The organism is Candidatus Paceibacterota bacterium (assembly GCA_035652395.1).
Taxonomy (GTDB): domain Bacteria; phylum Patescibacteriota; class Minisyncoccia; order Phycocordibacterales; family CAJBRS01; genus JADGRH01.
Genome location: DASRDX010000012.1, coordinates 91389 through 104306 on the forward strand (window position 1 = coordinate 91389; position 12918 = coordinate 104306).

General features: G+C 44.4%; 16 protein-coding genes and 1 tRNA gene. 7 read left to right on the forward strand and 10 right to left on the reverse strand.

What is annotated here, in order from left to right; translation table 11 throughout:
• Window positions 1–56 precede the first annotated feature (56 nt).
• Together ruvA and mutM are read left to right on the forward strand one after the other, a co-directional pair.
• Window positions 57–632 (forward strand): Holliday junction branch migration protein RuvA, encoded by a 576-nt coding sequence (ruvA, locus tag VFA52_03240; protein HZS43203.1) that lies wholly within the window; start codon window positions 57–59, stop codon window positions 630–632.
• 2 nt (window positions 633–634) lie between these two features.
• Window positions 635–1561 (forward strand): bifunctional DNA-formamidopyrimidine glycosylase/DNA-(apurinic or apyrimidinic site) lyase, encoded by a 927-nt coding sequence (gene mutM / locus VFA52_03245; protein HZS43204.1) that lies wholly within the window; start codon window positions 635–637, stop codon window positions 1559–1561.
• 1 nt (window position 1562) lies between these two features.
• On the opposite strand, the gene VFA52_03250 is transcribed toward mutM, so the two are convergent.
• A complete protein-coding gene (locus tag VFA52_03250; protein ID HZS43205.1) occupies window positions 1563–2033 on the reverse strand; it encodes a TrmH family RNA methyltransferase in 471 nt (156 codons plus the stop codon).
• On the opposite strand from VFA52_03250, the gene VFA52_03255 reads away from it, so the two are divergent.
• Entirely contained in the window at window positions 2032–2424 is a 393-nt protein-coding gene (locus VFA52_03255) for a hypothetical protein (protein HZS43206.1), read from the forward strand. The two genes, VFA52_03250 and VFA52_03255, sit on opposite strands and share 2 nt — an antisense overlap.
• A gap of 24 nt (window positions 2425–2448) precedes the next feature.
• Here the strand turns inward: VFA52_03255 and VFA52_03260 are convergent, their stop codons facing one another.
• Entirely contained in the window at window positions 2449–3093 is a 645-nt protein-coding gene (locus VFA52_03260; GenBank protein HZS43207.1) for a hypothetical protein, read from the reverse strand.
• A 41-nt stretch (window positions 3094–3134) separates the two neighbouring features.
• Window positions 3135–4100 carry a dihydroneopterin aldolase gene (gene folB / locus VFA52_03265; protein HZS43208.1) on the reverse strand — a complete coding sequence of 322 codons (966 nt, stop codon included), beginning with the start codon at window positions 4098–4100 and terminating at the stop codon, window positions 3135–3137.
• A gap of 103 nt (window positions 4101–4203) precedes the next feature.
• On the opposite strand from folB, the gene VFA52_03270 reads away from it, so the two are divergent.
• The 3 genes from VFA52_03270 (at window position 4204) to VFA52_03280 (ending at window position 5160) form a co-directional block, all read left to right on the forward strand.
• The gene (locus tag VFA52_03270; GenBank protein HZS43209.1) at window positions 4204–4392 is read left to right on the forward strand and encodes a hypothetical protein; all 189 of its coding nucleotides are present in this window, start codon (window positions 4204–4206) and stop codon (window positions 4390–4392) included.
• Between the two features lie 3 nt (window positions 4393–4395).
• Window positions 4396–4620 carry a hypothetical protein gene (locus VFA52_03275; protein ID HZS43210.1) on the forward strand — a complete coding sequence of 75 codons (225 nt, stop codon included), beginning with the start codon at window positions 4396–4398 and terminating at the stop codon, window positions 4618–4620.
• Between the two features lie 81 nt (window positions 4621–4701).
• Window positions 4702–5160 carry a hypothetical protein gene (locus VFA52_03280; GenBank protein HZS43211.1) on the forward strand — a complete coding sequence of 153 codons (459 nt, stop codon included), beginning with the start codon at window positions 4702–4704 and terminating at the stop codon, window positions 5158–5160.
• 220 nt (window positions 5161–5380) lie between these two features.
• On the opposite strand, the gene VFA52_03285 is transcribed toward VFA52_03280, so the two are convergent.
• The 7 genes from VFA52_03285 to VFA52_03315 form a co-directional block, all read right to left on the reverse strand.
• Window positions 5381–5453 (reverse strand) — tRNA-Lys (locus tag VFA52_03285).
• A 68-nt stretch (window positions 5454–5521) separates the two neighbouring features.
• A complete protein-coding gene (locus VFA52_03290; protein ID HZS43212.1) occupies window positions 5522–6184 on the reverse strand; it encodes a hypothetical protein in 663 nt (220 codons plus the stop codon).
• A gap of 50 nt (window positions 6185–6234) precedes the next feature.
• Window positions 6235–6660 carry a hypothetical protein gene (locus tag VFA52_03295; protein ID HZS43213.1) on the reverse strand — a complete coding sequence of 142 codons (426 nt, stop codon included), beginning with the start codon at window positions 6658–6660 and terminating at the stop codon, window positions 6235–6237.
• 59 nt (window positions 6661–6719) lie between these two features.
• Entirely contained in the window at window positions 6720–7136 is a 417-nt protein-coding gene (locus VFA52_03300) for a hypothetical protein (GenBank protein ID HZS43214.1), read from the reverse strand.
• 27 nt (window positions 7137–7163) lie between these two features.
• A complete protein-coding gene (locus VFA52_03305; GenBank protein ID HZS43215.1) occupies window positions 7164–9620 on the reverse strand; it encodes a DNA polymerase in 2457 nt (818 codons plus the stop codon).
• Window positions 9621–10061 (reverse strand): tRNA (adenosine(37)-N6)-threonylcarbamoyltransferase complex ATPase subunit type 1 TsaE, encoded by a 441-nt coding sequence (gene tsaE / locus VFA52_03310; GenBank protein ID HZS43216.1) that lies wholly within the window; start codon window positions 10059–10061, stop codon window positions 9621–9623.
• Window positions 10062–10159: 98 nt separating this feature from the next.
• Window positions 10160–11032: a hypothetical protein gene (locus tag VFA52_03315; protein HZS43217.1), complete on the reverse strand. Its 873-nt coding sequence runs from the start codon at window positions 11030–11032 to the stop codon at window positions 10160–10162.
• Window positions 11033–11194: 162 nt separating this feature from the next.
• Here VFA52_03315 and VFA52_03320 point away from each other — a divergent pair, with 162 nt between their 5' ends.
• Window positions 11195–12877, forward strand: a complete 1683-nt coding sequence (locus VFA52_03320; protein ID HZS43218.1) for a GspE/PulE family protein — start codon at window positions 11195–11197, stop codon at window positions 12875–12877.
• The last annotated feature ends 41 nt before the right edge of the window (window positions 12878–12918 follow it).

Consider the following 12918-nt stretch of genomic DNA (forward strand, 5'->3'; position numbering starts at 1 on the left):
TTTTTAGATACTAGCAGATACTATAAATGTAGGCAAACTTCCTCTATACTATAAATATGATTGCCCGTCTCGAAGGTACCGTTTCTTATAAAGATCCACGATTTCTCATTTTGAGCGTGGGAGGAGTTGGTTATAAAGTTTTCGTCGCGCCAGAAGTGGTGGGTGGGGCCGCCGAAGGCGGCCCCCTCTCCCTCTGGACTTACTTGGCAGTCCGGGAAAACGCCCTTGATCTTTATGGTTTTGCCGACCAAGAATCATTGAAATTCTTCGAAATGCTTCTCGACGTCCCGGGTATTGGCCCGAAATCCGCTATGTCGGTGCTTAGTGTGGCGGGCATTGCCACTTTAACTTCAGCCATCCAAAGCGGCGATCATGCCTACCTAACGAAACTTTCGGGTATTGGTAAGCGTACGGCTGAGAAAATCGTCATGGAATTGCGAGATAAGATTGGAGCCGGCGGTGCAGATGAGGGCGGCAGCACCGAGAGCCGTGAAATATCGGATGCGCTTGATGCTTTGAAATCGCTGGGATATCGAGAGCGCGAAGCACGGGAAGCTCTTAAAAAAGTCTCTAAAGAAATTACAGGCACTAGTCAAAAAGTAAAAGAGGCTCTCAAAATTCTCGGCCAATAACTATGCCAGAGTTACCCGAAGTTCAGACGACCGTAAACGGTCTGAATAAAAATGTTATAGGACTTTCGATTAAAGATGTCTGGACGGATTATCGGAGTGTTTCGCATGTCGGCAAAGACAATATTAAAGACAAAATTTTTTTCGCCAATTTCCGGAGAAAAATTCTGGGGAAGAAAATTCTCGGCGCTTCGCGCCGAGCCAAAAACGTTCTGATTCACCTATCGGGCGATCTCACCGTGTTGATTCACATGAAGATGACTGGTCACATCATGTACGGTCAGTATGTTTTTAACAAAAATCTTAAAAAAGATCCGTGGCAAGCTGCCGAAAAAGACGGGCCGCTTGCCGATCCCTACAATCGCCATCTCCATCTAGTCTTCTCTCTCTCTAGTAAGAAACAGTTGGTTTTATCGGACATGAGAAAATTCGCCAAGGTAACTTTAATTGAGAGTAAAAATCCAGAAGAGTCGCCGCACCTTGCCAATCTCGGTCCGGAACCCTTGCCCAAGGAGTTTACTTACGCTGTCTTTAAAAAGCAGATTATGCGCCGGCCTAACGGGCGAATTAAAAACGTTCTGATGGATCAAGAACTCATCGCCGGAATCGGTAATATTTATTCAGACGAAGCGCTCTTTCGAGCCCATATTCACCCTGAAAGTCACCCAGCGAAAATTCCGGAAAAAAATTTAAAACTCCTCTATCCGGCTATTAAAGGGGTTTTGAAAAAAGGTTTGGATTTTGGTGGAGATTCCACTTCCGATTATCGAAATATCAAGGGTGAGCGCGGTAAATTTCAGGCTGAACATCATGTCTATCGCCGGGCCGGTAAACCATGTCCGAAAAAAGGCTGCAAAGGAAAGATTGTTCGCAAGGTGGTTGGCGGCCGAAGTGCTCACTTCTGTCCGGTACATCAAAAATTATTTAAATAGACTAAATATTCAAAAGCTGGAAGAGAGCGATTCCCGCCGCTACAGAAACATTCAGTGATTCTTTCTCGCCACGCATAGGAATCTGACAAATGATATCGCAGAGTTTTAAGGTGGATTCGGGAAGGCCTTGGGTTTCTTCGCCGAGAAGTAAGGCGAAGGATTTGGTTGGCCGCACTTCTTTGAAGTGAAGTGCGGCCGCTGATTGCTCAAGGGCGATAATCTCTACTCCAGCGCCCTTCAAGTTATGAATAGCCGCTTCGGCCGACGGAACTTGTTCCCACTCCACTAAATTTTCCGCTCCAAGAGCCACTTTGGCAAAATCACGACGCATCCGGCCGAAGCGATCAGTCGGCGCCGGAGTGACGCCCGCAAGAAATATGCGGGCCACCCCGGCGCCCTCCGCTGTCCGAAAAATTGAAGCCACGTTCTGAACGCTTCTGATGTTGTCTAAAATTAGATATACTTTAGGCATGTTCCATATTCTAAATCCTTTTCCCGATTTACTCACCTATAGTCTTTTGGCCCCGGTGATTTTACGCTTAACTCTTGGTTATTTCTTTTTTCGAGTAGCCATCTCCCGATTCCAGACCATCTCTGAAAGTGGCACTGTCTTAGCTGCTCCGATTGGCTGGAAAATTTTGGCGGTAGCGGAAATTATCATAGCTCTCTGCTTTATCGCCGGCTTCGGCGTTCAAATTGTCTCTCTCATTTCGATCGTTCTTCTTATTATCGGTTTAATATTCTATCAATCAACTTATTTTCTTCGGCATTATTCCAGAGAAGTGCTTTTCCTCCTTCTTTTAATTTCTCTTTCCCTTCTTCTTTCCGGCGCCGGCGCTTGGGCAATCGATTTGCCACTTTAATCTAAATAAAATCGACATCATTAATTAATGAAGTCGAGTCTGGTTTTTGTCCGTTCGCGCCACTTTGCCAGCACTTGAAGAGGAAGCGAGCTTTGCATATGCTCCTAAAAAGGTTGCCTTAACAAAAATCTTTCGGCCATGATTTTCCACAAATAATCCCCGAAAAACATGCCTTATCTTAAAGTCACTGATGGCACCATCCTTTGTTTTAATTTCCACGTGTCCTTGCTTAATAGCCCGACCCGTAGAGTAAAACAAGACTGAACCAATTGGAGCATGCTCCGGATCAGTAACCGGAAGCTTGCTGAATCCGTGTTTTTCGGTCAGTACCTTTATTCCCTCTTTGGCATACTGCGTATCGGGATACGAATTCACCAATTGTGAGGCGAGTAGTGCTATTTTCACGTATCGCCAACACTTAGGGTCCTTTGGATTATATTCCTTAGGTAGACCCTTTTCGGCACATATGGGCGCCAGAGCGTGACGTGGGTCAAGATTGGAATCAACCTTCAATTGGCTAATAACTCTTTGCTTTATCGCTTGGGCCCTCTCGAGTTTGGCTTGATACAAACGTTCGGCTATTACCAAGCTCGTTGGCTCAGTTGCCTGAATAGTCCCCGTTCCAATGCTTAGAACGGTCAAAGCTGTGTAAAAGAATAATGTTTTCATCTAACTCGGAAATTACTCCGTAGATTTGAGAAGTCAAGGGGTTAGGCGGATAATTTTTGTCTCATCCCAAAAATTATCCGCCGCTCCGTTACCTCAGAGACGAAATGAAACGGCCGAGAATCGGAGTTGAATAATCCAGGTCCCCGCAGAAGGATTAGGTTACCCGGAGTGGTTTCCAGAAATCTCGGATTATTTCCTTCTCGATCGTCGCAAATGGCCAGTTTAGCCTGCCCGGTCAGAATGAAGATGCAAATCAGATTGATGGCCCGCTTACTATCCATGTGTGGGGTGATTCCGATGGAACCTTTCTCGTACAATTGCAAAGACATTTCATTGAAATCTAGTTCCCTCTCAAAAGGATACGTGATAAGTTCTTTAATTTTTCGGTTTAAAAGATCTTCGAAATCAGCTTTAAGCCGAAAGAACAAACTATCGGGTTTAAAATCATAAGTAGACGAGAGTTGTTCGTGCACCTTAGCTGGTCCGACAATTTCCGGCTGTTTATTGTATTTATAAGTCTCCGCTTCGGCCAGCAGATTTTTCCGATAGCTCTCGCTTAAAATCGGAATCGAGACACCACCAACTTTGTCCAGTTCTTCTAGTACTTTTTCTAAATCAAAATCCAGCAAATATTCCGTCATTTCCTGCGGATTTCTTTTTAGACGGAATGAAATGCCGGGTATTCCATTATCTCTAGCGTCCAATTTTTCCAGCGTCACTTCAGCCGAAATTATTTTCGGGCTCTGACAGATCTTTTGGGAAATACGGGCAGCTATTTTTTCAATCAAGATGTGCTGCTCCTCCGCAATAACCGATTGGGCAATCTGGCAGGCATGTTTGTAATCATAGGTGTCTGTTAAGTTGTCCGTCTTTACGGCATCTTCAACATCCAGATTCAAATTGATGTTTATTTTGAATCTTTGCTTATCGTGAGTTTCTCTGCCGGTTTTGCCGTGACGACCGGAGAAGATTAAATCTCTTATAAAGAGAGTTGCTATTTGAGGCATAGGATTTAACGCTTAATCTAATAATCAATTAGATTGTAGTCGTTAAATCATGGTGGGTTTATTATAACAAGATTTATTGATTTTAGGTATACTTTAATTAGATATGAGCACCTCTAAAATCTCTGGTTCGAAACTGGCTAAAACGCTTCAGGAAATCTTCGGAGACAAGTGTACCGAAGTGACTTGTCCTCCGAGAAGTTGTAAGGATCTTCAAGTTTTTCTTCGAAAGATATCGGGGGCCAAGAAAAGAGCGGCAAAGAGTACTCAGCGTTTTGGTTCTCCCGTTCTTTGAATTATGAACATCAGTAAACGAGCCGATCCCAGATTCTGGCGCCGATGGCAAAAAGCCGGAGGGATTGGAACAATGCCTAAACAAGTGCCTAAACACAAGTTTGACTTCCGGTCGGCAGTTCGAAGTTTTAATGAATTTATGTACGGCACCCCAAATCCAGTGCATGTTTTCGGAGTTGGATATATTGATCCAAATAGTCGATACGGTAAACAGTTCCTTGATCCTTAACCGAAAGCAGAAATGTGAGTAGGTTTTTTATTTAGGTGATGGATTGACAGAGCGGTAAATTAAAGTAGAACTAGAGGAGATATGAACTTTAAAGATTTTGCTCAAGGGATTCCCGATCCCGTGGAGGCGGAGTTATTGTTCTTTTCTCTTCCTCAGACCTCCCACTTGGATCAAAAGTCACTTCTTTTGACTCAAGACGTGTCTAAAATTCCCCAAGAAGAAGTTTATTTTAGGACATGGGCATCCTTACTTTTTCTGCTTCCTCTCGCCGGAGGCCGAATGGATTACAAAAGTAATTCTCCTCGGACTACAGCGGAGAAGGAGTGGGGGAAAAGTTGGAGATTTAAGATTGGTCTACCGGAATCTGAGTCCAGAATGCGGGCTGAGTTTCACAAAGGCAACATCGCTTTCTTGTATCAAAAGGGAGGGATTCAAAAAGGAACCTGGGTGGAAATATATAAGGAAGTGCTGAAATTGCCGCAACGTGATCATATATCTGTCGGCTTTTTCTTTTTTAACCAACCGAAAGCAGAAATGTGAGTAGGTTTTTTATTTGAAATTTAGAGGTCGTCACGGATAATTTCCTCGCCGGCCGGGCGGAAAGAATGGTCATCACGACTATGGATGATGTCGTCACAGATAATTTTGCTGCAGCAAAATTTCCGCGACCCCGCCTCGCCCGTTTTTGCTGTTGCAAAAACATGGCTCCGGCTCGGACACATATCGTAAAATCTAAAGCAGTTTAGATTTTCCTCTCGTGTCCGCCCGCTCGGGATCGAACCGAGGACCTTCTCCTTAAAAGGGAGCTGCTCTACCAGCTGAGCTACGGGCGGAAATTATCTAGTTGCGAATAAATCCGCACAGATTGAAAAAATATATCAAAATTCGGCTAAAAGTCTATTTAAATTTCCAGAATGAATTTTTCCAGAGCAAGATCAAAGTCGAAGAGACCGCGATGAGCATTGTGGTAAATTGAAACCATTTTAGCCGCGAGGGTTCCGAGTTCGGTCGCGCCATATTTGGAGGCGCGACCGACTTTTCCGGAAAGCATCATTTGCTTCAATTTCCACCAGAGAATGCCGTGGATTTCCTCTGGTGCGGCGTTCTTACGGGCTTCCTGATAAAGAATCCAGAGTTTGCGTTTATCTCGATATTCAAAAGGAAAGGTCAAACTAAAGACGCTAAATTTCTCCTTTTTGGATTCTTTGGCGGCTGAAAAAACTTCCGTTTTTTCAGCCTTTTTCTCTATTCTAGTGGCAGTGACTTTGTCTAACTTCCCTTCCAGCAAAATAAAAATGTGCGGGGATTCTTCCAAATCTTTCAAATTCTTTAAGACAAAATCTTTGGCTTCCTCATTCTCAAAAACTCGATCCAAAACAACGATGTTTCGATTTTCAAATAAACCAATTGATTTCACTAATTCATCAAAACTTGCCGTATCCCAGTTTTCCGCATTAAATCGAAAAATCGAAGCGTTAGGTTTTTTCTTCACCAGACTTTCCTGAAGTTCATCTCCTCTTTCCCGAGCTTTTTCAAAATCAGAGCCGTAAATCAAATAAAGCATAAGATTATTATAAACCGCTTAAAATAAAAACCGAAACAAAAGTTTCGGCGCTATTGTCTATTTACCCGACGATTAATTATATCGGGTAAATGCTCCTCAAGAGTTCGCTCGGAAACGCTGACGGCCGCCCTCCCATGCATTTGAAGATAGGCAGTTAGTCTGCTCGGAGAAAATCCGACGAAGATGAATGACGGTTTCAAATCAATCTCTCTTTTGTTCAAATCGTAGAGGAGATGAGGTAAGCCGTATTCAGGGCTGTCCGTATCGTTTGCCACTACCACCGCTTTCAAATTGGGAAAAGGGGTGGCGCCTTCGATTGGACGAATGAAATCGACTAGTGACTCCGGATGAGAATGGGGTCTTACTTTAAGAGTTGGTTTTTGACCTAGCCCAAGCTTTACTGCCGACAAAATCCTTTTATGATTCTCGGGGTTGGCCGCCACTACCACCACTTGAACGTTGTCATCCATATTCATATTCTGGAGCGACTATAACATAGGGTTAAAAAAATAAAAGCTCCCTCAGGAGCTGTGTATTAATTTGCAGGCAGTTTTTGCAAAAATTCGCAAAACAGATTTGGTAAGTCATATTCTGCCATCGTTTGAAATCTGCCTTCGTATTTGTTTTTCAGCTCCTCACTTTGAATCCGCCACTTGGTACCCCCAACCAAGAAAATGGTTGGCTTTGGCAGCTGCCGATAAAAAAGTGTGAGACTTTGAATTAAGCTGGCTACATCATAACCAGTGGTTGTCATATTTTCATGCATGATCACCACGGCAAAAGGTTGGTGCGTAGAGAGAACGTGGTCAATGTCTCCTTTTATGGAATTGTCGTCGAGAAGCCAAATATATCGGTAATCGAACCCAATTTTATTGAGTACCTCTTCCGCACTCCTAAGTAAAGCGTCATATCGAATAGCTGAGCGGTCAATAAAAAGAACATGGATTTTCATCTATCTCAGACCTTAGCACCTTTTTCCTTACTTTTCCATCTCTCCCCAATTGTTCCCCGCGGAGGCGTGGGCAACGATGGGTACTCCTTTAGTTTCCTTTGGTGAGATAATTCCTTCCATGATTTCCTTAATTTTTTTGGAAAGCTCGTCAACCAATTCATTTTTAATCTCGTAAATTAATTCGTCATGCACCTGAAGCAGTAAATAAACTTTTTCTTCCCATTTGGAGCTTTTAATGTGCTCGTCAATCTGGCGCATTGCTATCTTAATAAGGTCAGCTTGGGTGCCCTGAATTGGCGCATTGATCGCCATCCGCTCGGCTTCTGCTTTGATGTAAGGCAGTTTGGAATTGATGCCGGCAAAATAACGACGGCGGCCAAAAAGAGTCTCGGTGTATCCTAGCCGGGCCGCATCGGCCTTCACCTTATCCAAATACCAGGCTAGACCGGAATAATTTCTAAAGTATTCATTGTAAAATTTCTGGGCCTCGTCTCGGGTGCCCCCTAGATTGGCCTTGAGAGCATTCACTCCCATACCATATAAAATCCCGAAGTTGATAACTTTGGCTTGTCGACGCATTTCGGCATTCACCATCTCAAGGGGCACGTTAAAAACTTGGGCTGCTACGGCCGTGTGAACATCCTGATTGGTTTTAAAAATTTCGATTAATTTGGGATCACCGGAAAGAATGGCGGCAATACGCAATTCTATTTGAGAATAATCAAAGGCCACTAATTTGTAACCTTTGTCCGCAATAAAAGCTTTCCGAATGTTGCGCCCAAGCTCGGATTTAATTGGGATATTCTGGAGATTAGGATTGTTCGAAGACATGCGTCCAGTAGCGGCGCCTGTTTGAGAAAAAGTTGAATGAAGGCGATCGTCTTCGTCAGCCAAAACCGGAATAGTATCAATATAGGTGGAGAGTAATTTCTGGAGTTCGCGATGCTTTAATATCAAGCCGATGATCGGATGAAGCTCCTGCATTTTTAGAAGCTCTGATTCCCGAGTGGAGCGGGCTCCGCCGGCAGTCTTTTTAATATTTTTAGCTTTCAAAGCCAACTTGTCGTAGAGAACCGTGCCGAGCTGCTTTGGCGAATTAATATTGAATTCTTCACCGGCTTCCTTCCAAATTTTCTTCTCAAGTTTGGCCAGCTCCTGATGATAGCTTTTGCTTAAGTCATATAAATAAGTGCGATTGATTTTTATCCCGCGTTTCTCCATTCGTTCAATAATCGGAATGAGTGGCAACTCAATTTCTTCATAAACCTTTTCCAGTTTTCTTTTGCGGATTTCGCCGAGAATAATTTCGGCGGCTTTGGCGAAGGACTTGGTCTTAGCGAAATGAAGAACGTCATCAAGAGTCGGATTAGTGAGATTGGAATCGAGAACCCATAGAGCCAAAGTCACCCTTTTTAGTTCGGCCCGATCGATCGGTTCGTCAAAAGCTTCATTGAGACTTGATTGAGTTGGTGATGAAGAGGAAGGAGCATCTGTTGGATCATAAGTGGCTGATTGAGATTTTGTTTGGCCACCTTTCGGACCCCCACTTAAAACCTCCTTTAATCGAGCACTTAATGTTCTGAATTCCAGATCGCGGAAAAGGGTTTCGATTTTATCCAGATCGACTGATTCTGTCCAAGTTTTTGACGGCAACTTAAATTCAATTGGAGCGTCTCGTCGAATCGTGGCCAGCATCTTGCTAAAGAGGGCTTCCTCTTTTCCTTCCCTTAAAAGCTTGATAATGCGATCAGTTAAACCGGCTTTTTTAAATTTCTCATCGCCTTGTTCCAGTTCTTTATAAATATTTTCAACGGTGCCGAATTGCTGAATTAAAATGGTGGCGGTTTTTTCGCCAATGCCGGCAATTCCGATAATATTGTCCGACGGATCTCCGCGTAATCCTTTGTAGTCTGCTAGAAGTGCTGGCGGAAAGCCGAAGCGCTCTTCCACTTTTTTCTGGTCGTACATGACTGTATCCGTCAGTCCCTTGCGTAGAGTGAAAACTTGTACATCTTTCCCTCTTACTAGCTGCAAAGTGTCCATGTCGCCCGAAGCAATGACGACGCAAACTCCAGAAATATCTTTGACTTCCTCAACGATAGTGCCGATGACGTCGTCGGCTTCAAAACCGGCCTTATCATAAATAGGAATATTAAAAGCTTCAAAAATATCTCGCGAACGAGTCATTTGGGAAACCAGCTCCGGATCGGCTTTTTTACGCCCGGCTTTGTAAGCTTCATAAGCCTGGTGTCGATAGGTCGGTTCAGGCAAATCATAAGCCGCTATTAAATAATCCGGTTTCAAATCCTGGATGATACGAATGAGCATGGTGGAAATTCCATACAGTCCGCCAGTCGCTTCCCCTTTGCTGGAAGCAAAATCCGGCAGCGCGTGATAGGCCCGATGTAAGATGGCGTGCGCATCCAACAAAACCAGTCGCTGGTTTTCCATTTTCACTTTTTCCGTTTTCGGAGCTTTTGGCATTTAATACTTTATTTCTCGAGTATTTTCGTCAATAAACTTAAAATAAATCTTTTGATAATTTTTGGGCAAGGCGCTTTCCACGTTCTTCGACCATTCTATTAATACCAGATTTTTGGGGTCAGCTGCTATTTCCTCAAAATTCAACTTCATTAATTCTTCGCCGTTCTGGAGGCGGTAAGCATCAATATGAATTAATTTATTCCATGTTGGATCGCCCGCGAGTTCATAATTTTTTTCAATCACGAAAGTCGGACTAGTCATAGATTCTCTGATTCCTAAGAGCCGACCCAGTGCCTGAACGAACGTAGTTTTGCCGGCACCCAAATCGCCTATTAAACCGGCGATTTGGGCGCCTTCCTCTCCCTTCAGATCCCTCAAATAATCTAAAAACTTTTCCGCCACCACTCCAGTTTCATCCAAACTTCTACTGTCAATCTTCATCTTGAAATATTAGCACGACCCTTAATCTATCTAAATAAAAGAAAACGGCGAGTTCAAAAATGAACTCGCCGTACTGTCAGGATTCGAACCTGAAAGATTTAACCTCGGCGTGGATGGCTACCGGGCGGTCTTTGCATTGGAGCATGTGGCGCCGATGCATAGTGATTGCCGCTGTTGATCTGATTACCGATGGCAACGGTGATACCGTTGAGGATCCCCCCGAACACATTGCCCGAACCGTGCGAATTATATCCGCCGGGTCCCCCGCCGTAACCATAAGGTCTTGGCGGCGGGAACGAATTCGTGGCGTACGATTCGAATCGTCCAGAAGGTTGTTGCAGACTCGCGACATAAGCTTCCGCTTGCGCGTGCGTCATCTTCACTTCCCGGACATTGCCGTAGCAGTCATGGACGCGAACGATGACACAATCAACCGGAGCCTTTCGCAGATGAATCTCGGCGTGGCGCGGTTGTGGCGGTGCGGGTTGTTCCTCCACAAAGGCAATCATGTTCTTGTACGCTTTGCCGTTACGCATGCATCCATCGATATAGATGGGCTGCTTGGTGGCTGTATCGTAGTAGATCATGGCCGAAGCGCTGAGCGGAACAATTTCCGCCTTGTGAAGCATCTGGTTGTAGACCAGCCGCCCCGTCCATCCGAGCTCGGCTGCCGATTTGTATCCGAGCCCTTCCAGGCATTCAGGTCCGGTGTAAGGATGACGTCCTTTGAAAACGCTGAGCGGGGCATACCCTTGAGGGGTTCCGTAACGGCCACGGCTGACATCGGGTTTCGGCCGGTGAGAGTCGCGGGTCGTTGTGACGGTTGCGATCGTCATGTTTTCGCTTGAATCGTTTTGCTCGGCCGAAAGACGGTCGAGTTCGGCCTGAAGCTTGTCTTCGTTGTTTTGGGCCTTGAGGTTATTGACGCTGGCAAGAGCCAGCAGACTGACAAAGAGCAGAAGCTGTTTCATTTTTTCTTTCCGTGTTGAGGTTTACTGACGTGAAACTGACTTTTCTAGATTATATCACTCCTAGAGAAAAAGTCAAGGAGGGCGGCTGAGGTCGCCAGCCGCCCTCCTTCAGCCCCTCCGCCTTTAAAACCCCCCTAAAAAAGGCTATTATTTACCTAATAAATGGTTCAATTCAACGAAGAAAAACAGAAGGCTCGCCTGGCCGACCTGAAAAAGAGCGAAGAGGAAAAGCTGGCGGAAATCTTATCTGGAAAATACGGCCTTCAGTACATTGATCTTTCTCGCATCACCATTAACACAGATGCCCTGCGTCTTATTCCGGAAGAAGCCGCCCGTCGCAATAAAATGGCTGTTTTTGATGTGGTTAATAAAAATATTCGAGTGGCCATTCAGACCCCGAACAATCCTTCAACGACTGAAACTTTAAATGAACTAAAAGAAAAAGGTTACTTCCCGATCGTCTACATGGTTTCAACTGAAAGTTTGGAAAAAGCCTGGAGTCGTTACAAAGATCTTTCCTTCGCTCTTGAAACAAAGGCCGGCTCTCTGGATATTTCCAATCAGGAAATTGAAACTTTTCTGCATCAGGTAAACAGCATGCAGGATATTCAAAAATTAATTAATGAGGCTCTGACAATTAAGAAAACTTATCGTATCTCGCGCGTTTTAGTGATCATCATGGCCGGCGCGCTTTCCTTAAAAGCATCTGATGTTCATATCGAACCGGAAGAAGACCATACTCGCTTGCGCTATCGTCTGGATGGAGTCTTGGTAGACGTGCTGAATTTTGATAATGAAACTTATAATCTGCTCCTTTCGCGCATTAAACTCCTTTCCAACCTGAAATTAAATATTAAAGAAAATGCCCAAGACGGTCGTTTCAGTATTTTAGTTTCGGGAGACGAGATCGAAGTGCGTACTTCCGTTTTACCCGGAAATTATGGCGAGTCCATCGTGCTCCGTTTACTAAATCCAAAATCAATTACCGTGCCCCTTGAAGAACTGGGTATTGAACCGCGCCTTTTCAAAATTCTGGAGGCGGAAATTAACAAACCAAACGGCATGATTCTAACCACCGGTCCGACCGGTTCCGGAAAGACCACCACCCTCTATTCTTTTATGCGCCGTATTTACAATCCGGAAATTAAAATTCTGACTATTGAAGATCCCATCGAGTATCACTTGGCCGGCATTGTTCAGACGCAGGTAGAACCGAAGAAAGGCTACACCTTCGTTTCCGGATTAAGAGCGGCTCTTCGACAAGACCCTGATGTCATTATGGTTGGAGAAATTCGAGATGAAGAGACGGCCGAAATTGCCATTAATTCCTCTCTTACCGGTCACTTGGTATTCTCCACCCTTCACACCAACGACGCCGCCGGTACTTATCCTCGTCTAATTGATCTCGGAGTAAATCCAAAAGTGCTCTCGTCGGCTATTAATGTTTCTATCGCTCAGCGTCTGGTGCGAGTGCTATGCCCTGTTTGTAAAAAAGAAGTGGCAGTTCCCGCCAGTACGAAAACCACTTTGGAAAAAGTAATTGCTTCAATTTATTTGGAAGAATTTCGAGTGCCGGTAAAAACTATGTATGAGCCGGTGGGCTGTTCGGAATGTCATCATCAAGGCTTTAAAGGCAGAATCGGAATTTTCGAAGCCATTTTAACGGACGAAAAAATTGAACAAGTAGTCAAAGAAAACCCAAGCGAGCGAGAAATTAGAATCGCGGCGAGACCTCAAGGAATTTTAACTATGGAGCAGGACGGGGTGCTAAAAGTTTTGAAGGGCGTCACTTCTCTTTCCGAACTTGGCCGCGTGGTAAACATCGAACAGTATTTGAATCTGTAATCACCGCAATATTGACAATTCCTTTTATTTATGATAGGATA

Excerpts from the sequence above, each read along its gene's own strand:
- VFA52_03315 (HZS43217.1), bottom strand. The coding sequence starts at position 11,032 with ATGAAACAGCTTCTGCTCTTTGTCAGTCTGCTGGCTCTTGCCAGCGTC.
- VFA52_03295 (HZS43213.1), bottom strand. The coding sequence starts at position 6,660 with ATGAATATGGATGACAACGTTCAAGTGGTGGTAGTGGCGGCCAACCCC.
- VFA52_03300 (HZS43214.1), bottom strand. The coding sequence starts at position 7,136 with ATGAAAATCCATGTTCTTTTTATTGACCGCTCAGCTATTCGATATGAC.
- folB (HZS43208.1), bottom strand. The coding sequence starts at position 4,100 with ATGCCTCAAATAGCAACTCTCTTTATAAGAGATTTAATCTTCTCCGGT.
- VFA52_03275 (HZS43210.1), top strand. The coding sequence starts at position 4,396 with ATGAACATCAGTAAACGAGCCGATCCCAGATTCTGGCGCCGATGGCAA.
- VFA52_03320 (HZS43218.1), top strand. The coding sequence starts at position 11,195 with ATGGTTCAATTCAACGAAGAAAAACAGAAGGCTCGCCTGGCCGACCTG.
- VFA52_03290 (HZS43212.1), bottom strand. The coding sequence starts at position 6,184 with ATGCTTTATTTGATTTACGGCTCTGATTTTGAAAAAGCTCGGGAAAGA.
- VFA52_03280 (HZS43211.1), top strand. The coding sequence starts at position 4,702 with ATGAACTTTAAAGATTTTGCTCAAGGGATTCCCGATCCCGTGGAGGCG.
- VFA52_03270 (HZS43209.1), top strand. The coding sequence starts at position 4,204 with ATGAGCACCTCTAAAATCTCTGGTTCGAAACTGGCTAAAACGCTTCAG.
- mutM (HZS43204.1), top strand. The coding sequence starts at position 635 with ATGCCAGAGTTACCCGAAGTTCAGACGACCGTAAACGGTCTGAATAAA.
- VFA52_03255 (HZS43206.1), top strand. The coding sequence starts at position 2,032 with ATGTTCCATATTCTAAATCCTTTTCCCGATTTACTCACCTATAGTCTT.
- VFA52_03250 (HZS43205.1), bottom strand. The coding sequence starts at position 2,033 with ATGCCTAAAGTATATCTAATTTTAGACAACATCAGAAGCGTTCAGAAC.
- tsaE (HZS43216.1), bottom strand. The coding sequence starts at position 10,061 with ATGAAGATTGACAGTAGAAGTTTGGATGAAACTGGAGTGGTGGCGGAA.
- ruvA (HZS43203.1), top strand. The coding sequence starts at position 57 with ATGATTGCCCGTCTCGAAGGTACCGTTTCTTATAAAGATCCACGATTT.
- VFA52_03305 (HZS43215.1), bottom strand. The coding sequence starts at position 9,620 with ATGCCAAAAGCTCCGAAAACGGAAAAAGTGAAAATGGAAAACCAGCGA.
- VFA52_03260 (HZS43207.1), bottom strand. The coding sequence starts at position 3,093 with ATGAAAACATTATTCTTTTACACAGCTTTGACCGTTCTAAGCATTGGA.